Origin of the sequence: Pelagicoccus mobilis, assembly GCF_016595505.1 — a bacterium.
Lineage (GTDB): Bacteria > Verrucomicrobiota > Verrucomicrobiia > Opitutales > Opitutaceae > Pelagicoccus > Pelagicoccus mobilis.
Genome location: NZ_JAENIL010000001.1, coordinates 22,959 through 44,284, shown reverse-complemented (window position 1 = coordinate 44,284; position 21,326 = coordinate 22,959). Strand labels below are relative to the sequence as shown.

Genomic DNA, 21,326 nt, shown 5'->3' with positions numbered 1-21,326 from the left:
TGTAATTAGCTTTTTGCTTCAGTTGCGATTGAAACGGCGCTGCGGGCTGCAGCTTCGATGGCGTCCCAGTCTTGGGCAGCGATCTTGTCTGGCTTTGCGAGCCAGGATCCGCCGATCGCTGCGATGAGAGGTGAGGAAAGGTATGAGGCCATGTTGCCTTCGTTTAGGCCGCCCAGGGGAATGAAGCCGAGGCCGAGGTGCTTGTAGGGAGCTGCCATGGTGCTGAGCGTCTTCATGCCGCCGATAGACTCGGCTGGGAAGAGCTTCATGGTTTTACAGCCGTGGTCGAGGGCGCACTCGATGTCGCTTGGGGTCATGACGCCTGGAGCGAAGGGAAGACCGACTTTGTCAGCGTATTCGATAACCTTAGGGTTTAAGCCTGGCGCTACGCCAAATGCGACTCCCGCTTCCATGGCGTCATCGACTTGCTTTGGCGTTAGGATGGTGCCGGCTCCGAGGAGAACTTCCGGGACTTCGGCGCGGATCGCGCGGATCGCGTCGAGCGCTGCTGGAGTGCGGAGTGTGAGCTCGATGGAGGTGACGCCTCCGCGCACGAGAGCTTGAGCAGTGGGGACGGCGTTTTTGGCGTCCTCAATGGTTGTTACTGCGATGATGCCGCTTTTGCGGACTTGTTCTTCGATTGATTGTGACAGCATAGTAGACAAATGTGATTGAAATGTGGACAGGTATGCGCATCTAGTGGGGTCGTGTCAAAAGAAACCCGTCAGCTCGCTACATCTCTTTTCAAGGCTCTCGACCTCTTAACGCTCATCTCATCCAAGCCGGATGGGGTGGGGATTCAGGAGTTGGTGGCTGACATGTCATTGCCGCGCACGAGTTTGCTGCGGTTGCTTGATAGTCTGATCCACTATGGTCTGGTTGCTCGGGACGACTCCCGACGTTACTTCGCCACCGATATGTTCCACGAATGGCGGAAGGAGGATCCGGACCAGAGATTGAAGGATCGCTATGCTCCGATGATGCGTCGGATCACTGAAGAGCTAGGCGAAATGACTACCATGGGACGTCTGTCAGGGCGCGGAATTCGCCATATTCATTGCGAGGAGCCGGATTGCCGCGTGCGGGTAACGCCGCCGGTGGGACGCCAGTTTGCGATCGAGAAGATGGCGATGGGAAAAATGGTGCTTACGGTGCGGCCGGATCTGATTCCAGAGGGAGTCGGTGAGGGCTACCTAGAGGAGCTGGAGGTGATCAGGGCGCAGAAGTGCGCCATGAACCTCGCTGAGTCGGAGGAGGCAATTGTGGCTTGGGGAACCTGGCTGGGCGAGCCGTCGCCTTTGACCCCGTTGTTTGCGATCACGTGGCCGGATTTTCGTTTTTCGGAAGATTCGCTGGAGCGAGGGATCGAGTTGCTTCGAGAGGAGAGTCGTAAGATTGGGCCGTTTCCCTATTTTGAGTAGAGGCTACTTTGTTGCTCCGGCTTTTTTTAGGCGGGCCCAGATGAAATAGAGGGCGAGGCCTACCCAGATCCACCACGCTCTCAGGGCGTTTTGTAGCATGACTCGAAGCACGGGAACCGCGATGACAAGGGCGGCGCCGGCGATGAGGCCGATCCAGAGTGTCTTGTTTTTTAGGAGGGACATGAAGCCGCCTTTTTTGGCGTTTGGCTTCTTCTCGCCAGGGATTTCCTCAACGAGTTCCCAATCTGAGTCGTGCTTTGAGGGCATGGGGACGGGTATGCATGTAATTGTGCCGGAGCGTCAACTGTTTGCGTGCCTCTACTGAGTTTTGAGAAAACGCTTGGTCGTGTCGTGTTTCTCTGTTGGTTTGGTGGTCCAACCCTTTGTTACCCCTCTAGTATGTCCCCGTACACCCGCCCCGAATCTGTGGAGGAATTCCACGGGCCTTATGGTCCTTACCATGTCAGCGAACTGGTCTTGCAGAAGATTTGGTTGGAACAGGCCTTCGATGAGGGGCGATTGCGGGATGAGCAGGGGCGTCGCGTGCAGGTCGTTTTTCCTGGGACCTGGAATCGGCTGGAGGGACCCGACTTTCGCGGAGCTTTGTTGAGGGTCGACGGTTTGGACGTGCGTGGAGACGTGGAGGTGCATTTCTCTCAAGCGGATTGGAAGGCGCATGGGCACGAGGAAAATCCTGCCTACGATAACGTAGTGTTGCACGTGCTCTATTACGATCCTGGCGAGGGCGCTCCGGAGTGCCGGACGAGTTGTGGGACCGTGTTGCCGCGGGTGAGTCTTTTGCCGTTGCTTTGGTACTCGCTTGAGGAGTACGCGGGGGACGATTCCTTGGTGGCGTCGACTGGCGTCGATTTGAGGCCGGAGGTAGAATCGTTGTTGCAGCACGATCTAAGCGACCGAAAGAAACGATTGAGGGACTTGGCTGAACGGCGGTGGGGAATGAAGCGGCATTTCGCGAAGCTGAGGCTTGAGCGACTCGGTTGGGAGGGGGCTTGCCATCAGAGTACGTTGGAAGTGTTGGGATTTGCCCGAAACCGGGTGCCGATGCTGATGATTGCGGAGCGGTTCGGGATGGACGCCTTCGTCGGGGGGAAGCTGCCTGTAGACCTGTTGATGGGAGTGGCCGGCAATCGGTGGCGTCTGAATGGATGCCGCCCGGCGAACCATCCGCGAACGCGTCTTCAGCAATATATGGATTTGGTGTCGGTGGTGCCAGCTTGGCCTGAGAATCTCGCTTTGTTTGGGCAGGCTATCGAGGAAGTAGGGCATAAGCTGAAAGAAGAGGAGTGGGGGACGAGCGAGGCTCGTATGGATCTGGGGATTCAGAAGTTACGCAAGTCGATGGTTGCGTTGGTCTTAGGCGGCAAGTTGGGGGGTACGCGACTGGATACGCTCATTTGCGATGCGTTGTTTCCCTTGGTGTCGGCAAGGCTTGGAGTTGATTGCTTTGCTCTCTGGTTTCATTGGCCGGCTGGAGATCGGCCGGATTCCTGTGTGGAGGCCCTGAAGTTGTTGCAGGTGCTCGAGCCTAGGAAGGTCCTTATGAGCAACGGTTGGCTGCAGGGAGTGCTCGGTGCCAAAAGCGTATCTAATAAGGAAACGCAAGGGGTTGAGAGCGTCCAAGCACACGCTTGACTTTCTCAATCGCGGGAAATTTAGTTCCCGCTTCACAATTTCAATTATTTTTTGAAAGTGGGTCAGTGACCCGCTTTTTTTTTCAAATAGGCACTAACAACTAAGATGAGCAGCGAAATTCTTTCAGTCCTGGAGTACATGGAAAAAGAGAAGGGAATCGGTCGTGAAGACATGATTTCCGCCATTATTACGGCTATTAAGAACGCCGCGGCCAAGGGCGTAAACGCGGGGCAGGAACTGAAGATCACCATCGATCCGCGTAATGGAAAGATGAACGCTTGGGCGTTGCTCGACGTGGTTGATTCTGTAAGTGATCCGAAAACTGAAATCTCTCTCGAGAAAGCGCGCCAGGTAGACACCGAACTCAACATCGGGGACATCTACGAAAAGGAGATCGATCCTGCCTATCTCGGGCGTATCGCGGCGCAGACAGCTCGCCAAGCGATCATGCAACGTCTCCGCCAGTTCGAGAAGGAGCGTATCTACGACGACTTTAAGGATCAGGTAGGCGATATTGTATCCGGAATCGTAAGACGTCGCGAGCGTGGCGATCTGATCATCGATCTCGGCAAAGCGGAAGCCATGATGCCTTCGCGTGACCAAGTCCCTGGCGAAGACTATTCGCCTGGTGAACGTATCCGCTGTTTTCTTTTGAAAATCGAAGCGACCAACCGTGGTCCGGAGCTTATTCTTACACGTTCCAACGCGAAGTTCGTTCTTCGTTTGTTCGATCTGGAAGTGACTGAAATCGCGGATGGCACGGTGAAGATAGAAGCCTTCTCTCGCGAGCCAGGTTACCGCACGAAGATCGCGGTTACTTCCACAGACCCGAAGGTCGACCCAGTTGGCGCTTGCGTCGGAGCTCGTGGAGCCCGCGTCAAGAGCATCGTTCGCGAGCTCGGTGGCGAGAAGATCGATATTATCCGCTACTTCGAAGACCCGAAGGAAATGGCGCTCGAAGCTCTCAAGCCAGCGATCCCGCGTAACGTGATCGTCGACGAGCGTAACCGCCGAATCTCTATCGAAGTCTCTGAAGACGATCTCGCAGTAGCGATCGGCCGCAAGGGGCAAAATGCTCGTCTCACCTCTAAGCTTGTTGGTTGGAAGATCGACATCATGAAGGAAGAGGTAAGAGAAGTGAGCATGGAGACCAAGCAAGCGGAAGCGGCTCAAGGCCTCAACCAGATCGAAGGCATCGATGCTGCTACTGCCGAGCGTTTGGTTAACAACGGTTTGATCAGCCCAGAGCTCTTCCTCGATGTCGAGGTTGACGATCTGGCTGAAATGGGATTCTCCGCTGAAGAGGCGGCTGACATCCTCGCTAAGGTGAACCAGTTCCTTCAGTCGCAGGGCATCTCATCTTAATACAGGCAACAACCACACCTGAGTACTAAATCATCCCCTCCTTTATTTATATAGCGACACCCACTTTCCTGCATGAGCGTTAGAATCTATCAGTTGTCTAAAGAAATCGGTATGGAGAATGCCGCATTGATCGAGTTGTTGCGTGAGCGCGGCTTCGAGGTCAAAAGCGCGTCCAGCACCGTCGACAACATTTCCGCCGAATCCCTCCGTGAGGAATTCGCCCAGAAAAACGCAGCCAGCGAAAGCGAAGAAGAGGCTGCCGCAGCAGAGCCAGAAGCTGAAGAGAAAGCGCCTCCGGCGCCTCCGACAGCTCCAGACTTGTCTAAGTTCGTGAAGAGCCCAGAGCAGATCGCTCAGGAAAAGGAAGACGCGAAGAAGGCAGAGGAAGAGGCCCGAAAGGCGGCTGCCGCGGCGAAGGTCGTAGCACCTCCGCCACCTCCGGCCCCGGCTGCTCCTGCACCTGTCGCTCCGCCAGCTCCAGCGGCTCCCAAGCCGATGGCTCCGCCTCCGGTCGCTCCTCCTTCAGGACCAGCAAAGGTCGCTCCTCCGGCTGCAAAACCGACACCTGCGGCGCCCGCGCCCGCTGCTCCTCCTTCCGTGAATCCTGGCGTTCGTGCCGCTGCAGGTGCTCCTGCACCTGCAGCACCAGCCCCGGCAGCGCCGCCACCGGTCGCGCCGAAGCCAGTAGCCAAGGCACCGGCCGCACCGGCCCCCGCTGGTCCACCAGCTCCACCAGCGCCTCCAGCGATGGGGGCTCCGAAAGCGCCACCGCCGCCTCCGGCGGGTCCTGGTAGCGTCGCTCCCCCGGCGGCAGCCAAGGCAGCTCCAGCGAGCGGCGATCCTGACGAGATAAAGCAGATTTCCCTGAAGCCACCAATCGTGGTGCGCGATTTCGCCAACGAGCTTGGCGTGAAGCCATTTAAGTTGATCTCCGAGTTGATGGAGATGGGTATCTTCGCTTCCATCAACCAAAGCTTGGAAGAGAATGTGGCCAGCGAGCTTGCGGCTAAGCATGGATTCCTTCTCGAAATCCGCCATCGCGGTGAAGGCAACAAGGCCAAGAAGAAGCAGCAGAAGAAGGAAGAGATCGATGAAACAGGCGATCTTGAGCACCGTCCTCCGTGCGTCTGTATCATGGGCCACGTTGACCATGGTAAGACCTCTTTGCTCGACTACATCCGCAAGGCGAACGTCACCAAGGGCGAAGCGGGCGGCATCACGCAGCACATTGGCGCCTACCAGATCGAGCATAACGATCACAAGATCACTTTCCTCGACACGCCTGGTCACGAAGCCTTCAACTCTATGCGTGCTCGTGGCGCGGACGTCACTGATATCGCGATCCTGGTGGTTGCGGCGGACGACGGTTTCAAGCCACAGACGGACGAAGCTCTCAAGTTCATCCAGAAGTCAGGTGTTCAGCCGATCGTAGCGATCAACAAGATCGATACCAAGGGAGCGAATGTCGACAAGGTGAAGCAGCAGATGCAGGAGCGTGGTATCGCCTCCGAAGATTGGGGTGGTCAAACGATCTGTGTCGAAGTTTCCGCATTGAAGGGAACTGGCATCGAAGACCTGCTCGACATGGTTCTTCTCCAGGCCGAAGTTCTCGAGCTTCAAGCGAATCCCAAGAAGAAGTCTTCAGGTGTTGTCATCGAAGCTTCTGTTGAAGTCGGCCGTGGTCCGACCGCGACCGTAATCGTACAGTCCGGTACGCTGAAGGTGGGTGACGCGCTTGTTTGCGGTCCAGCTTCCACCAAGGTGAAGGCGATGCTCGACGAAAACGGCAAGCAATTGAAGAAGGCTCCGCCTGCGACCCCTGTTCGTGTTATCGGCTGGTCGACCACTCCGGATTGTGGTGCGGTTTACGAGACGGTTAAGAACGAGAAGACTGCTAAGAGCCTAGCAGCTGACAACGAGCACCAGATGAAGGCCGAAATGGCGGCGATGGAAGACGAAGCTACTGCAGGAATGTCTCCGCAGGAAAAGCTCTTCGCTGCGATCGCTAAAACTCAGAAAAAGACGCTTCGCCTTATTGTGAAGGCTGATGCGTTCGGTTCGCTCGAAGCGATCTGCGAAGCTCTCACATCGATCACGAGCGAAAAGGTTGCTCTTGAAATCATTGGCAAGGGCGTTGGCGTTATCAGCAAGAGCGATGTTGAAAAGGCGCATGCTGGTGAAGCTGAAGTGATTGGTTTCAACGTTCGTTCCGACAACGGTGTAGCGGCGGTCGCCAAGAACAAGGCGGTTAAGATTTCCTCTTACCAGATCATCTACGAGCTCGTTGACCGCGTCCGTGATGACATGATCGAAATGCTCGATCCAGAGTATCGCGAAAACAAGATCGGCGCGGCCGAGGTTCGTGCGGTATTCCCGATCGCGAAGGGCTTTGTTGCTGGCTGTTTGGTTACCGAAGGTCGCGTTTCACATGGCGCGAATGCGCGTGTCATGCGCCGCAACAAGGTTATGCACGACAGCAAGGTACAGACGCTCCGCCGCGTGAAGGACGACGTGAAGGAGGTTCGCGCTGGTACCGAGTGTGGTATCCAGATCGAGAAGTTCAACGACTACAAGCCAGGCGATACGATCGAAATCTACGAAGTACACGAGATCCGTCCAAGCCTGTAGGATTTAAACAGTTTCTTTCGTAGGAGCGACCTTGGTCGCGATGACTCTTTTCTAGAAAGCAGATTCGCCACCGAGGTCGCTCCTACTTCTTTAGCCCTATGAGCAATCGAAAAGTTAGAGTTGGCGAGCTGGTTAAGCGCGAGATAAGCGATATCTTGCACACGCGTTTTCGTACGAACGCTGTGATGATCACGATCACGGAGGTGGACGTGTCTCCGGACAACAAGAACGCTCTTGTCTTGTATTCAGTTATTGAAACAAAGGACTATAGCCGCCGCATGGCTCAGCAGTTTTTCCAGAAGAACAAGTCTATGTTCAGAAGGGAGCTGGGGAAGCGGATCATCTTAAAGTACTTGCCGGATCTGACTTTTGCGTTCGACGAAAAGAACCAGGCGGCGAACAAGGTGCATGACTTGATCGACGAGCTCGAGATTCCAGATGAGGAGCTCACCGATCTGCAGAGCGCGGAAGAACAAGAAGAATCATGAGCTACTTTCCGCAGTTGGCTGAAGGATTTAGCGAACTCTTCGCCAGCATCGCGAATGATCGAGTTCTGGTGCTTGGGCACGCTCGCCCGGATGGCGATTGTATCGGCTCGCAGTTGGCGCTGACCCGTTTGTTGAGAGCGGAAGGTGTCGATGCTGTTGCGCTCAATGCGGACCCGGTGCCCGACGCTCTTTCGTTTCTAATCCAAGAAACGCCCGTTTTGAACCTGAGGCAAAATCTCGACGAGAGTTCGTTGTTGTTCGTGGATTGCGCGGACGAAGGGCGAGTAGGGCCGAAGTCTAGCAAGGCGATCGCGAATCACAATTTTCTCGGAAATATCGATCACCACATTTCGAATACGAAGTACGCTCACTTCAATTTGGTAGATTCGAAAGCGGCTGCGACCTGTGAAATGATCGCTGGCCTTGCGTTTGATTTTGGTTGGGATGTCGATCCGCTGACGGCACAATGCCTTTTGACAGGTATTATGACTGATACAGGGCGGTACTCGTATGCTGCTACGTCGCGTCGTGTATTCGAACTTAGCGGTCGCCTTGTTGATTGTGGGGCTCGCCCTGTGACGACGGCCCAAGCTCTCTACGAGAACGAGCCTCTGTGTCGTCTGGAATTGTTGCAGCGTTTTCTAGCGACGCTCCAAACTAAGTGCGATGGGCAGTTGGGTGTGGGCAAAGTGATGTATCAGGACTTTTTGGATACGGGAGCAACTTACGAACACACGGAAGGGTTTGTGGACTATACACGCTCGATTCGGGGTGTGAAGATCGGCGTTTATTTGGAGCAAAGAGAGTCCACGGTGAAAGGGAGTTTTCGGGCTGAGCATGCTGATTACCGTGTCGATACGCTGGCTCGAGAGTTTGGCGGGGGTGGTCATGCCTGTGCGGCCGCGTTTAGTTCGGGCGAGTCTTTGAGCGAAATTGAGCCGAAAGTGCTTGCTGCCGTTGAGCGACGGCTCGGTGAGGTGTAAGGTATTTAAGTTTTAGAAAATGGAACAGAAAAGAGATCTTGAAGGCGTTTTGCTTATCGACAAGCCCAGTGGGATGACTTCCCACGATGTGGTGGATCAAGTTCGTCGAAAATTGCGTATGAAGCGCGTCGGGCATGCGGGGACACTCGACCCGATGGCGACCGGTTTGCTCATCATTCTTGTCGGAAAGGCAACCAAGCTTTCCCAGTACCTGACGAGTTTGGACAAGACCTATTCAGGCACGATCAAGTTGGGTGAATCGACCAATACGCAAGATGCCGATGGTGAGATCACGGTAACGCGTCCGGTCCCTGAGTTGAGTCAGCTGCAGGCTCAGTTCGCGATGAGTGACTTTGTTGGCGACCAGTACCAAACGCCTCCGATGTTTTCGGCGGTGAAAATCAAGGGACAACGCCTCTACAAACTGGCCCGCAAAGGACAGGAAGTAGAGAGAGAGCCGCGCTTTATTCGCGTATCCAAATTTGAGATCACGCGTTTTGATTTGCCGGAGATTGATTTCACTCTGGATTGCTCGAAGGGCACTTACGTCCGAACTTTGGCGAACGATCTCGGAGAGAAGCTTGAATGCGGAGCGCACCTCACGGCTTTGCGCCGTGACGCTTCTGATGATTTCAGCACGGCTCAGGCGGTCGAGCTGGATGCCTTCAAGGAGATGGAAATCTCGGAGATCGAGAAGAAGCTGATCCCTGCGCACGAGGCGACTCCAGACAACTTTTTCTAAGGAAGAGAGGCTAACATGAGCGGGACAAAGCAATTCGAGTGTTTGCGAACGGTAGATTATGCTGCCGATTGTCCCGTGCATCTGGCGATAGGGATGTTCGACGGTTTGCACCGCGGGCATCAGCGGGTGATTGAATCTGCAAAAGAGGCTGCCCGCGAAAGTGGAGGCGTTTGCGGTACCTTGACCTTCTGGCCTCACCCCAGTCGCCTGTTTCGTCCGGCTGACCCTGCTCGCATGATTCTGAGTCCGGAGCTGAAGCGGCTTGAGCTCGCGAAGCTTGGCTTGGACTTTATTGTGGAAGAGCCTTTCACGCGTGAGTTTGCCGCTATCGAAGCATCCGAGTTCCTAGCTCACCTCAAGAGCGAATTGCCTGCCATCCAATCGGTGCATGCCGGTGAGAATTGGCAATTCGGGCGAGGTCGGACTGGTGACATGGGCGAACTTGAACTGCAGGGAGATCTGCTAGGGGTTGGCGTAGAGTCGGTCCCTTGTCTCGATTCCGGAGCCGAACGCGTAAGCAGCACGCGGATACGCAATTTACTGACACTCGGACAAATCGGGGAGGCAAATGAACTCTTAGGCTATGACTATTATAGCATTGGTACTGTGACTCAGGGGAAGCGTATGGGGCGTACGATTGATGCTCCTACTCTGAACCTTCCGTTTGAGGGGGATTTGAGGCCTGCTTACGGCGTTTACGCGGTGAGTGTTTCAGACGTGTCGTTGGACCATCAGTACCGAGCTGTCGCCAATTTCGGAATACGACCGACTGTTGAGCAGACGGATAAACCCCTGCTTGAGGCGTTTCTTTTGGATGAGTGTCCGTTTGACTACGGGCATCGTTTGCAGGTCGTGTGGCACAGCTTTCTTCGCCAGGAGGAGAAGTTTAATGGGATCGACGAACTGAAGCGCCAGATTGCTAAGGACGTTGATCAAGCGAGAGCCTTTTTCGATGGCAGGTAAAAAGAAGAGACTGGATGAGATCGTGCTCGAACGTGGGTATGCGAGTTCCCGCAGCGAGGCGAAGGCCTTGATCATGACGGGGAAGGTTCGCCGCGGGACAGAGCGACTAACCAAGGGCGGTACGAAGTACGAGGAGGATATCGAACTCGAGGTCGAAGCTGGTCAGAGATTTGTGGGTCGTGGAGGGGAGAAGCTTCTCGGCTGGATCGAGAACTTTGAGCTCGGCTTTGAAGGTACGCAGGTTCTCGATGTAGGAGCTTGCACTGGAGGATTCACGGACTGTGCTTTGCAGCACGGGGCGGCGGGAGCAACTTGTGTGGATGTAGGCTATGGGCAACTACACATGAAGTTGCGAAACGATGAGCGCGTGACGAATCTGGAAAAGACGAACGCCCGCTACCTGAGCGCTGATCTTCTTCCGTATTCTGAATACGACCGGATGGTGATGGATCTGTCTTTTATTTCGCTGAAGACGGTTTTGCCCTGCGTGTGGCCTTTTTTGAAAGAGGAAGGCGTTTTGGTTGCTCTCGTAAAGCCTCAGTTTGAAGTGGGGAAAGAGATCGCTGACAAGTTCAAGGGCGTCATCCGTGACGAAAAGGCGAGATCGAAGGCAATGGAAGGTGTTAAGCAGTTTGCTTTGGAAGAGTTGCCGGGGGCTCGATATATTGGCGAGATGGTATCGCCCATAAAGGGAGGCGATGGAAACGTGGAGTTTCTATTGGGATTGGTAAAACGATCCGGTGACAGTCGTCTTTAGTGATTGAAAATCAGTGGTTTGTCAGTTTTATGTCTGTGAACTTGCCTGATGAATGCGATCAAGAGATTAGCCTTTGTGATAAACGGGACCAAATCTGGTTCGGTAGAGCTGGTTGAGAGACTTGGCGAAATTGCCCGTGAGAAGGGCGTGGATACGAAGGCGATCACCGGTTTTCCGGTCCCTGCTGGGAGCTTCTCTAACATGGATGCTTGTTGTGTCGTTGGCGGCGATGGAACGTTCCTGAGCGCGGCGGCAGAAGCGACATCGGCGCAGATCCCGGTGATCGGAGTGAACCGAGGGACGCTTGGCTTTTTGACGACCTACACGTCCGAAGAGGTCGAGGCTTTGTTTCCTTCGATCTTGGCAGGAGAGTTTAAGGTGCAGGGGAGAGCCTTGCTTGAGTGCACTGCTCACGAAAACCATATCGATCTAGCCTTGAATGATGTGGTGGTGAAGGCGGCGGATTCGAGCCAGATCATCCATATCAATGTTTTCGCGGATGACGAGTTTGTCACGACCTACGTGTGTGATGGTTTGATCTTTAGTACGCCCACTGGTTCGACGGCGTACAACTTGTCGGCTGGCGGTCCAATGATGCATCCGGATTCTGAATCGATTTCGTTGACTCCGATTTGCCCGCATACCTTGAGCAATCGCTCCATTATTTTCCCGACTAAGGTTAAATTGCGGATCGAGAATGCCAAGCCAGGCCAGCGTTTGCTTGTCGCTCTCGATGGGCAGAGAAACTTGAATATTCTCGAAGGAAGTTCCTTGGGGATTCATGTCTCAGAGAGTCGACTACAGATTGCTCAGAAACTCGATTATTCGCACTTCAATGTTGTCCGCCATAAACTGAAGTGGAGTGGTGGATACGCGGGCGAAGCTTAGCTTTTTCAATGGCTAGATTGTCGGATAAGCAGCTGGCGGATTGGCTTGAGCAAGTTGCTGATGGGGTTGACTCCGGGATGGAGGCTAGCAACGCGGTGGCATTGGCGAAACCCTTGCCGAACGATAGGAGCGAGGGCCTAATTGGTTCTTTTCGCGAAGGAGCTAGTTGGGCCACGGTATTTATGGATCCGGTATTTTCGCTCTCGCAGGCTGAGCATGCTATTCTGGCTGCCTCGGAGCGTTCGGCTCGTATCCCGCAGGCGATGCGAAAGATAGCGGAGTCACGTCGCGAAGCTCAGAAGGTGAAAAGACGGATCACGCTCGCTTTGGCGTACCCGATCTTGTTGCTGCATTTTGCTGCTCTTGTCTTTTCCATAACGTATTTAGTAAGTGGCGACGTGACAGCTTTTCTGGTGTCCGCGGGTATGGTGATTGTACCGCTATGGATGTTCGTTTTTTTTGTGTGGAGCTTAGCGGTGTATTTGCCGAGCGTCTGTTTGTCGATCGCGAGGCGGGTGCCGGTGATTGCCTCGTATCGTATGTATTGGGAGTCTGGGGTCTTGTGCGATGTTCTTGGCAGCTGCCTCTCTGCTGGCTTGGGAGTGGAGGACGCTTGGCGTACGGCTGCAATGGCCTCAGGGAGTCCGAAGCATAATCGCCTTTGCGATCAAGTGCTGGAAATGGTTGCACAAGGCCGAAAGGCGAGCGAAGCGATGGATTCTAAGTTAAGGGGAGTGCCTTCTGGGTTTCGCGAGATGTATCGTTCCGGCGAGGAGAGCGGCAAGCTTGACCAGAATTTGGAGGCTGCCGGGAGTCGCTATCGGAAGGATGCTAGCAATCGTCTGCTGCTCGCTTCAGTGCTCTATCCAAAGATCGTTTTGATCGGGATATTTGGATACATCGCCTACAAGATCGTGGTTCTTGTAAGCGACTATTATGAGCAGCTAATGGAAATAGGCGCTTAATCTAGTTCCAGAGAAGTTCCTCTTCTTTTTTTGCTCGGGAAGGAGTGAATTCGTTTTGTGCCGAGTGGCTGGCCGGTTGAGTTTGGGCTGGAGTGGCTGAGATCAGGTTTTCGTCTCTGTAGGCGATACCTGCTTGCAGGGCGAGGTCTCGAATCGAGGCCTGCATATTGCCAGCTTGGCTGTGAAGCTCTTCTGCTGCGGAAGCTGTTTCTTCGGTAGAAGTAGAGGCGCCCATAACGACTTCCTCTTGCGAGCGTACGGCGGATTGGACTTCGAGGATTGCGGCGAGTTGGTTTTGGGAGGCTTCGTCGATTTTAGTTACGACGTCATCGACCTCACGTACCTTGCCTACGATGTTCTCAAGTACGGATCCGACGCTGCTGGAAATGCTGGTCCCGTTGTGGGCTCGCTTGATGGAGTCCTCGATCTTTTGGGTGGTATCGTTGGCTGCTTGAGCAGAGCGTTGTGCGAGGTTTCGTACTTCGTCGGCAACTACAGCGAATCCGGTGCCTGCTTGTCCGGCGCGAGCGGCTTCGACGGCGGCGTTTAGGGCTAGGATGTTTGTTTGGAAGGCGATCTCGTCGATGGTCTTGATAATCGCTGAAATCTCGTCGCTGGAAGTGCGGATTTCATCCATCGCGTTTTGGAGGGTTCGCATTTCCTCTAGGCTGTTGTCGACCATCTTGCGGGCTTCGGCGGTGATAGCGTTTGCGTTGCCAGCCAGTTCGCCGTTGCTGCGGGTAATGTCGGTGATGTTGCTGAGAATGCCGCTGGTGTGGTTGAGGCTTGTGGATTGCTCGTTGGCCGCATTGGCCATGGCGATGGAGGCTTGCGATACTTGTCCGGAAGCGGCTGCCACTTCGTCGACTCCTTGATGAAGGCGAGAGACGGTTTCTCGAAGCGAGCGAGATGTGAAGGTGGCGACCCAATAGGAGAGTCCAAGGGTGAGCGTTATGAGAGCTGCTGCTGTGGAGACGAGGGTGTAGAACTTCGAGCTATTGGCGGAGGCAATTTGCTCGGAGCTTTGCCGGACCGAGTTCGCGATGTGATCCTCTACTGTCTTCATGAGGTCGATCTTGGCGGTGATTTCGGTGAACCAGTCTTCAGGGCGGACTCCGAATCCGCCTGTATCCGCTTTGGCGAATGCAAGGGCTTCCCACTCCGACACTTTGTCGACGGAGGGGCCGCGTACGGTCCGTTTGTAGAATTGGATATGTTCGGGGAGGGCGAACGCTTGGAAGCTGGAAAGGTAGGCGGCCTGATTGGCGAGCACGGTGCAATAGCGCTTGTAGAAGTCAGCTTTGAAGGCGTCTGCTCCGAAGGCGTTGCTCAAAACCGCTCGCTCGATGCCCATGTTTTCTTTGGCTCGGAGGAAGTTGCTGTAGGAAACGAGTAGCAGGGAAATATCGGACTCCTGAGTGAGTTTGGCGGATGTGTCGATCACGCTCAGGAAGCTGGTGATCATCTTTGTATATTGGCCGACTGCGTCGCCGCCTTTAATTTTTAGAGCAAGCACTTCGTTTCTGAGGCCTGGCACTTTTTCCATCAGTGAGACGCTCTTGTCCAAGGCCGCGTGAAATTCTGGAGGTTGAAGGGAGTAGTCGTTTGCTTGGATCGCTTGACGCAGGGTTGCCATGGTTTGGTCGCTGGAGCGATGTTGGCTTCTGATCTCGCTCGAGAACTTTTTGCCTGCCGAGCCGAGATAGCCAGCTGAGCGACCGCGCTCTTTTTGCCATTCGTGTATTGCTTCGGCGATTACAGTTCCCAGTTCCGTAAGCTCGGTGACCGAGTCGATTTCTCGCTGAGTCTGTTTGGTGGCTTGGATATGGTCCAGGATAGTGACGATGCTGAAGATCGATAGACCGCAAAGTGGGATCATCATCAGGATGATGATTCGTTTGGAAAAGCTAAGGCGATTGAGTAAGGCGTTCACGGGGAATAGTTGGTTACGTTATTCGCTCTAGCTATCGGTAGTGTTACTTGCCCCTTGAGCGCTGAATTCTATGGATTAGGTAGCGAGGGGAGTTGCATTACTTATTTCGTGGTAAAAGCATAAAAACACTAATGCTTCGTTTGGGGTGCCTAGTGAACTGTAGGACTAAATGGGAGACGGATTGGGGTGTTTTAGGGGTGAAAAAGACCCTAATTTTACGTAAGGAGAGTTTTTCTGGGTGTTTCTCGCCAAAATTCTGTAAAACCAGATTTTTGAGACGGCCATTAGCCTCGGGAGATGGCGATTGCTGAGGGAATACGTAGTGTATGACCTTTTCTTTGCAGTTTCGGACTAGGTGGCTGGACCGAAACTGACTCCTTCTGAAGAGAGAATAACTCCCGTTGTTTTGAACAGGGAGCTTCGTTGCTACCGCAAGGGGGCGTAGATGGATCGAGAGGATACCTCTTCTTGAAAAAGGGTCGCTTCGTGGGCGTGGAATTTTTGGAAGGCTTCCTTGGAAGGCTCGGGAGATCCTGAGTACGGCGTGTAAGGGCCGGACCAATCTGAGTTTATCCATGTAAGCACCCAGGCGATACGGCTTGCCTTCTCGCTTGCGAGAATGGGATCGAGTACGCTTTGAGTCCACCAGTCGGGACGAGTGGTGTGGTAGTCGACGTTGTTTTTGGTGTCGTATCCAGTTTCAGTGAAGGCGGCGACCTTGTCTTCTTTGGCGGCGAAATCGACGACGGCTTCCAGTTGCTCGATCATATCGTTGACGGTGAACCAGTGGACTTTCGGATTGCCTTGGCCGTAGCCGTCGAAGCCGATGATGTCGACGTATTCGCTTCCTGGATAATATTCCAGGGTGAGGTCTTTGTCTGGAGACCAGCAGAAAAGGAAGTAGTCGCTTCGCTCTTTGATGTAATCGACGAGGATGCGGTAAGCTTGTTTGTAGGTTTCGGGGCCGCCTTTGAGCTTGCTGCCCCACCAGAACCAATTGCCGTTCATCTCATGGAAGGGGCGGAAGACGATGGGGAATTGCAGGTCTTCGTTGACGATGCGAATCACTTCGTCGAGGGATTGGTAGAACCATGTGACGTCGCCTCTCTTGTCGTTGTCGTTAACGACGTTGTAGAGGATTTTGGCGTCTTCCTTGTGCCAGGAGTGGGTCCCGCCGTATTTCCCGACCCAGTGGAAATCGAAGGTGACCATAGAGCCTGACTCGTAAGCGGTGAGGGCGGCGACCTTGTGAGCGACGATTTCATGGGGATCCTTGTCGATCATGAAATGGAAGTCGGATCCGTGTACGCCTGGGTGGTCGCCGACGACTTCTTTCAGATCAGAAGTGGCTGGATCGTTTATTCCTTTCATCTCCCTCTGGTAGCTGAGCGGAAATTCTTGGCCGAACATGAAGGAGTCTGTGTGCCAGCCAATGTGGTGGAGATGGGCTAGCAGATTTTGGGTTTCTTCGGTTGCTCCTGAATCGATTGGCTGCGGGCGTGAGTTTTCCGCAGTCGCGGTGACAACTGGAAGAATGAGAGTGAGAAAAGCGAAGGCTCGAGATACTGACATGCACTGTGGGGGTGAGGCACTGAAAATAGGCCAATTGATGTGAAATTGGTAGGTGATTCAGCGGAATCTATTGGAGTCTGGTTTACGGTGGTTGCGACTCCCGCGTGGGGCGCCTGAGGCTTGGCGTTCAGAAGAGTCCGAGCTGATTCTCGTCTTTAGCGACTTTGATTTTCTTCCGGGGCTTCGCGACGGGTGTGGGCGTGGGGCTGGAAACGGTGACTGTGGAGTCGTCCGACTCGAGCTTCTCTAGGATTTCTTTCGCGCGGTCGATGACAGGGGTAGGGAGGCCGGCTAAGCGGGCGACTTGAATCCCGTAGCTGCGGTCGGCAGCTCCTTTGACGACTTGGCGGACGAACACGATGTCGTCGTTCCATTCCTTTACTGCGACGCTGTAGTTTTCGAGGCGGTTTAGGTGTTTGTCGAGTTGAGTCAGCTCTTGGTAGTGGGTGGCGAAGAGGGTTTTGGGGCCAGCTTCGGTGTCGCGGTGCAAGTGCTCGATGACGGACCAAGCGATGGAGAGACCGTCGTAGGTGGAGGTGCCACGGCCGATTTCGTCGAGGATGATTAGGCTGCTCTCGGTGGCGTTGTTGAGGATGTTGGCGGTCTCGTTCATCTCCACCATGAAGGTCGAGTTACCTCGGGCGAGGTCGTCGCTAGCTCCGACACGGGAGAAGATGCGATCGACGACTCCTATCTTTGCGGATGCTGCCGGCACCCAGCAGCCGACTTGAGCCATGAGAGTGATGAGGGCGACCTGGCGGATGAAGGTCGACTTACCAGCCATGTTAGGCCCGGTTATCAGGTGTATTTGGTTGTTGGATGCGCTGATGTTGATTCCGTTAGGCACGAACGCGTGGCTGCCGGCGAGACCTTGGCTGTCTTTGCGGAGCATTTGCTCCACGACCGGGTGGCGCCCTTGATCGATGTCGAGAAGGTCTGTATCGTTGAGTTCCGGTTTGCTGTAGTCCCAGCGGCGAGCGATTTCCGACCAACCGCAAAAGACGTCGAGCTCGGCGAGAGCGGCGGCGGTTTCCTTAAGTGCAGCGGACTCTTCGAGGACTGCCTCGATGAGGCCGAGGAAGAGCTCTTCTTCGCGACGCTTCGAGTTTTCCTCGGCATGGAAGATTTCCTTCTCCTTGACCTTGAGGTCCTCGGTGATGAAGCGTTCAGCGTTTACGGTCGTTTGCTTGCGTATGTAATTTTCGGGTACGAGAGAGAGGTTCGATTTGGTGACTTCGATGAAGTAGCCGAATGCTCCGTTGTACTTGACCTTTAGGTTTTTGATTCCTGTTCGCTCGCGTTCGCCGGACTCGAGGTCGGCCAACCAGACTTTGTTGTCGGTGGTGAGCGAGAGCATACGATCAAGCTCGGGGTCGTATCCGGTGGCGATGTAGCCACCGTCGTCGAGCTTGGATGGAAGCTCCTCTTTGAGGGCGCGGTCGAGAAGCTCGGTAAGAGCTGGGAGTTCGTGGAGGCGATTGGTGAGCCCGTCGAGCGGGTTGGTGTCCGCTGGATCTGCGGAGGCTACTTCTTGGATGCTGGCTTTAAGTTCGGGGATCTGGGCGAGGGTATCGCGAACGCCGCCTAGCTCTCGTGGGTTTCGCAAGCGGTTTTGCATGCGGGAGAGGATGCGTTGGATGTCGCGTACTGATTTGAGGGTGCTCTGCAGCTCGGTGGCGGCCATCGGATTGCCGAAGAATTGTTCTACGGAATCGAGGCGTCGGTTGAGCTCTGGTATGTCACGTTCGGGTGCGATGAGCCATTGCTCGAGAAGTCGGGCGCCTGCGGCGGTCTTGCAGCCATTGATGGCTTCGATGAGGGAGCCTTCGCGTAGCCCGCGGGTCGACTTGAAAATCTCAAGGTTGCGTAGGGTTGCAGGGTCGATGAGCAGCGAGGCTTTGGAGCTGTATTCGCTGATTGATGACAGATTCTTTGGTTCGGAGCGGAGTGTTTCTCGGGCGTAGTGGAGAAGAGCTCCTGCGCAGCCTAGGGCGTCGTGTGTCTTGTCGATGCCAAAGCCCTCGAGATTGATCACGCCGAGGATCTCCATGACTGCTTGAGATCCGGAGTCGCAATCGAACTGGAAGGCAGGTTGCTCGCTTGTGGATCTTGAGTTGGCGAAGTGTATCAGCTCCTCAAATACTGGGTTGTTATGAGAGTGCTTTTGCCAATTTTCCTGCGTGCCTTCGATGAGAAGCAATTCTGCTGGGTCGATTGAGACCAGGACAGGGAGGAGGTCGTCTGGCTTCGAATCGTGGGCGATACGGAATTCGCCGGTTGAAAGGTCGATCCAGGCGAGCGAGAATCCGGCTTTGTCGTACTCGATGGCAGCTAGGTAGTGGTTTCGCTGGGAGTCGAGTTGATTATCCTCGATGGTGGTGCCGGGAGTCAGGATTCGGGTGAGGGCGCGTTTGACGAGCTTGCCGGCCTGAGGCGTTTCGACTTGCTCGCAGATGGCGACCTTCATGCCTACTTTGAGGACTTTGCCGATGTATTGCTCGGCGGCATGGAAGGGGATGCCCGCCATCTTATAGTCGCTGCGTTTGGTGAGCGTGATGCCGAGAACTTGGGCTCCCACTTCGGCATCCTCGTGAAACATTTCATAGAAGTCACCTAGACGAAAGAGCAGCAAGGTGTTGGCAGGGAGGGTCTTGCGAACCTCGTAGTACTGCTGCATCATGGGGGTGATCTTCTTTTCGCGAGCCATTTCTTCTGGGTGCTGGGTCTTGGGTGCTTTGTTCTTGATGGTGGAGGGAGCAGGGAAATTTGGGAAGAGGAGGGAAGAGGTAAAGGGCGAAGTTGATAGATTGCATTGCGAGGGGGAGAAGAGTGGAGTTGACGGTGAGTACTATAACGTTATGCGTTATGGAATGGGTACCATTTGTCCGGGAGAGATTTTGAAAGAGGACTATCTCGATCCGCTTAAGATTTCGCAAAATGCCTTGGGAAGAGCGCTTGGTGTTTCGCCGCGGGCGATCAATGAGATCGTACACGGGCGTCGATCGATCACGGCTCAGATGTCAGTGCGTTTGGGCGCATATTTTCGGCAGTCGCCTCGTTTTTGGCTCAATATCCAGACCGAGTGTGATATCCGCGAGGCCTTGCGAAGTGAGAAGAAACTCACGGCTCACATACGCCCAATCGGATCGGTCGCTGAAGATCCTTCAGGCTATGGCCGCTAATGATCCGTTCCTTTTCGGATAAGGAAACGCAAAGGCTTTGGGAAACGGAGCGCTCGCGACGGTTTGCGTCGATCGCCCGAGTCGCATTGCGACGGCTTATTCAGCTCAATGCGGCTGAGTCTTTGGATGATTTGCGAGTCCCGCCCGGTAATCAGCTGGAAGCCCTTGTCGGCGACCGCAAAGGGCAGCATTCCATCCGGATAAACCGGCAGTTCCGTATTTGTTTCGTCTGGACAAGCCAAGGTCCTGCCGGGGTTGAGATAGTGGACTATCATTGAGGTCCTAGAAGGCTAGGGGGAGGAGGAGATCTTTAGAATAGTTTTGGGGAACCTCGAGTGTTAAAGCGGGGACCTAGGGCTCTGTTACCTTGGCCTTAACTCTCTGTTGCCCCTCATGAAAATCCCTCTCTTGCTTACCCTTGGTACTGGCTCCTTGCTTGCGCTTGTTCTGTTTTTCACCGTGTTTCGTGAGTCAAGCTTGGGCTTGGAGGCGGAGGGAGCAAACGAAACTTCGAGGACTGCGACGCAGGTCGGATCGGAAGATGCGCCTCGCTCGAAGTTTGTATCCTCAAGTGCTTCGGGGAGCGAGGTGGATTTCGAGGGGCGTTACCGCGTTTTGAGTGCTTTGCGGAATGGGCCAGGAAAAGTGGTGGAGCTTGAGGAGTTGTTCGCGGAGTGGGCCGCTGAGGAAGGGGAACCCGCCTTTGAGTTTGCGTTGGGATTACAGGGGCGGGATCGGCTGAGCTTTATGGGGAGCGCGGCGGCGGCTTGGGCGGAGACGGATCCCGATGCGGCTTGGGAGGCGATGATGGCGGTGTCCAACGGCGGGAAGATGTTGGTGCCGCAGCTTGCGAAAGTCGCGAAAAGTATTGCGGATACGGATCCTCGTTTAGCGACTGAACTGCTCTTGGGGGTGGAGAGCCAATTGAATAGGCAAGAGTTGTTTGGTCGGGTGGTTTCGAGTTTTAAGACGGATGAAGTCAGGAACCGCGTTTTGGAGGTGTTGGTTTCCAGCGAAGTGAATGGAACAGAGTTTATGGTGGAGTCGTTGTTTCGTGATTGGGGGCGATACGATTCGGAGTCGCCGATCAGAGCTCTAGATCGTTTGGGTGACGCTTCATTGGCGAAGAAGGCGATGTTGGGGATTTTGAGTGGGTGGGCCTCGGTGGATGGGAGGGGAGCGTTCGATTATGTCTTGCGAAGCGGAGACGAAGCTCTCGTCAGCAGCGCCTTATCTACGGTTGCGGAAGAGTGGGTGGGTAACTCGACTGCGGACGAGCTGCCGGGTATCGTGGAGTTGATATCGAGTTTGGAAGGGGATGAAGCTGTATTGAAAAATCTGATAAGTCCTCTCGCTCGAGTGGATCCAGCGTTGGCTCTCGAGAGTGTAGCCGGGTTCGAAAACGCGTCCGCACGCGCTTGGCATACACAGGATGCGATGAGGCAATGGGCCATATCGGATCTGGATGCGGCTGAGGAGTATTTCTTGTCGATGCCGGCGGGGAGAACCAAGGACTACGCTATTTGGGGATTGTTTAATCCAGCGATCAAATATGGAGCTTCCGCGGAGCGTATCCTCAGCCATGCGGATTCATTGGAGACCCCGAAGTCCATCGAAATCGCTTTGATCAATTTGAGCGAATACGTGCGGGTGCGGGATCTGGGCGAGCAAACCGATAGTCTCATTGTGGCGATCGAGGACTACGTCGCTAATTCGGATAAGCTGAGTGACGAGTTCCGGCAGGAGTTGCTGGAGAATCTTCCATCGCCGGAAGGGTGACTTTCTT

General features: G+C 54.5%; 19 protein-coding genes. 14 read left to right on the top strand and 5 right to left on the bottom strand.

Annotated features, from left to right (window positions below; genetic code table 11):
• Positions 1-5: 5 nt before the first annotated feature.
• Positions 6-656, bottom strand: a complete 651-nt coding sequence (locus JIN87_RS00170; RefSeq protein WP_200353471.1) for a bifunctional 4-hydroxy-2-oxoglutarate aldolase/2-dehydro-3-deoxy-phosphogluconate aldolase — start codon at positions 654-656, stop codon at positions 6-8.
• 51 nt (positions 657-707) lie between these two features.
• Here JIN87_RS00170 and JIN87_RS00165 point away from each other — a divergent pair, with 51 nt between their 5' ends.
• Positions 708-1,421, top strand: coding sequence for a helix-turn-helix domain-containing protein (locus JIN87_RS00165; protein WP_200353470.1), 714 nt, complete (start codon positions 708-710; stop codon positions 1,419-1,421).
• A gap of 3 nt (positions 1,422-1,424) precedes the next feature.
• Here JIN87_RS00165 and JIN87_RS00160 read toward each other — a convergent pair whose 3' ends face one another.
• On the bottom strand, positions 1,425-1,688 hold the full coding sequence (locus JIN87_RS00160) for a hypothetical protein (protein ID WP_200353469.1): 264 nt from the start codon (positions 1,686-1,688) through the stop codon (positions 1,425-1,427).
• Between the two features lie 132 nt (positions 1,689-1,820).
• Between JIN87_RS00160 and JIN87_RS00155 the strand changes: the two genes are divergently transcribed.
• The 10 genes from JIN87_RS00155 to JIN87_RS00110 all read left to right on the top strand — a co-directional run bounded on the left by JIN87_RS00155 (position 1,821) and on the right by JIN87_RS00110 (position 12,853).
• Complete coding sequence (locus JIN87_RS00155; RefSeq protein WP_200353468.1) at positions 1,821-3,074, top strand: DUF2851 family protein; 1,254 nt, start codon at positions 1,821-1,823, stop codon at positions 3,072-3,074.
• Between the two features lie 105 nt (positions 3,075-3,179).
• Positions 3,180-4,439, top strand: coding sequence for a transcription termination factor NusA (gene nusA / locus JIN87_RS00150; protein ID WP_200353467.1), 1,260 nt, complete (start codon positions 3,180-3,182; stop codon positions 4,437-4,439).
• 72 nt (positions 4,440-4,511) lie between these two features.
• A complete protein-coding gene (infB, locus tag JIN87_RS00145; protein WP_200353466.1) occupies positions 4,512-7,067 on the top strand; it encodes a translation initiation factor IF-2 in 2,556 nt (851 codons plus the stop codon).
• A gap of 98 nt (positions 7,068-7,165) precedes the next feature.
• Positions 7,166-7,555, top strand: a complete 390-nt coding sequence (rbfA, locus tag JIN87_RS00140) for a 30S ribosome-binding factor RbfA (RefSeq protein WP_200353465.1) — start codon at positions 7,166-7,168, stop codon at positions 7,553-7,555.
• Positions 7,552-8,538: a DHH family phosphoesterase gene (locus tag JIN87_RS00135; protein ID WP_200353464.1), complete on the top strand. Its 987-nt coding sequence runs from the start codon at positions 7,552-7,554 to the stop codon at positions 8,536-8,538. Before rbfA ends, JIN87_RS00135 begins: the two co-directional genes overlap by 4 nt.
• Positions 8,539-8,557: 19 nt before the next feature.
• A complete protein-coding gene (gene truB, locus JIN87_RS00130) occupies positions 8,558-9,280 on the top strand; it encodes a tRNA pseudouridine(55) synthase TruB (protein ID WP_200353463.1) in 723 nt (240 codons plus the stop codon).
• Positions 9,281-9,295: 15 nt separating this feature from the next.
• On the top strand, positions 9,296-10,243 hold the full coding sequence (ribF, locus tag JIN87_RS00125) for a riboflavin biosynthesis protein RibF (RefSeq protein ID WP_200353462.1): 948 nt from the start codon (positions 9,296-9,298) through the stop codon (positions 10,241-10,243).
• Positions 10,233-11,000 carry a TlyA family RNA methyltransferase gene (locus tag JIN87_RS00120; RefSeq protein ID WP_200353461.1) on the top strand — a complete coding sequence of 256 codons (768 nt, stop codon included), beginning with the start codon at positions 10,233-10,235 and terminating at the stop codon, positions 10,998-11,000. Before ribF ends, JIN87_RS00120 begins: the two co-directional genes overlap by 11 nt.
• A 75-nt stretch (positions 11,001-11,075) precedes the next feature.
• On the top strand, positions 11,076-11,888 hold the full coding sequence (locus JIN87_RS00115; protein WP_200353460.1) for an NAD(+)/NADH kinase: 813 nt from the start codon (positions 11,076-11,078) through the stop codon (positions 11,886-11,888).
• A gap of 8 nt (positions 11,889-11,896) precedes the next feature.
• On the top strand, positions 11,897-12,853 hold the full coding sequence (locus tag JIN87_RS00110; RefSeq protein WP_200353459.1) for a type II secretion system F family protein: 957 nt from the start codon (positions 11,897-11,899) through the stop codon (positions 12,851-12,853).
• A gap of 1 nt (position 12,854) precedes the next feature.
• Here JIN87_RS00110 and JIN87_RS00105 read toward each other — a convergent pair whose 3' ends face one another.
• The 3 genes from JIN87_RS00105 to mutS form a co-directional block, all read right to left on the bottom strand.
• Entirely contained in the window at positions 12,855-14,786 is a 1,932-nt protein-coding gene (locus JIN87_RS00105) for a methyl-accepting chemotaxis protein (protein WP_200353458.1), read from the bottom strand.
• 426 nt (positions 14,787-15,212) lie between these two features.
• Positions 15,213-16,358 (bottom strand): glycoside hydrolase family 26 protein, encoded by a 1,146-nt coding sequence (locus JIN87_RS00100; protein WP_200353457.1) that lies wholly within the window; start codon positions 16,356-16,358, stop codon positions 15,213-15,215.
• Positions 16,359-16,485: 127 nt separating this feature from the next.
• On the bottom strand, positions 16,486-19,065 hold the full coding sequence (mutS, locus tag JIN87_RS00095; RefSeq protein WP_200353456.1) for a DNA mismatch repair protein MutS: 2,580 nt from the start codon (positions 19,063-19,065) through the stop codon (positions 16,486-16,488).
• On the opposite strand from mutS, the gene JIN87_RS28065 reads away from it, so the two are divergent.
• From JIN87_RS28065 to JIN87_RS00080, 3 genes are all read left to right on the top strand, one after another.
• A complete protein-coding gene (locus JIN87_RS28065) occupies positions 19,037-19,540 on the top strand; it encodes a HigA family addiction module antitoxin (protein ID WP_234033156.1) in 504 nt (167 codons plus the stop codon). The genes mutS and JIN87_RS28065 overlap by 29 nt on opposite strands.
• The gene (locus tag JIN87_RS00085; RefSeq protein WP_200353455.1) at positions 19,540-19,818 is read left to right on the top strand and encodes a type II toxin-antitoxin system RelE/ParE family toxin; all 279 of its coding nucleotides are present in this window, start codon (positions 19,540-19,542) and stop codon (positions 19,816-19,818) included. Before JIN87_RS28065 ends, JIN87_RS00085 begins: the two co-directional genes overlap by 1 nt.
• 115 nt (positions 19,819-19,933) lie before the next feature.
• The gene (locus JIN87_RS00080; RefSeq protein WP_200353454.1) at positions 19,934-21,319 is read left to right on the top strand and encodes a hypothetical protein; all 1,386 of its coding nucleotides are present in this window, start codon (positions 19,934-19,936) and stop codon (positions 21,317-21,319) included.
• Positions 21,320-21,326 lie beyond the last annotated feature (7 nt).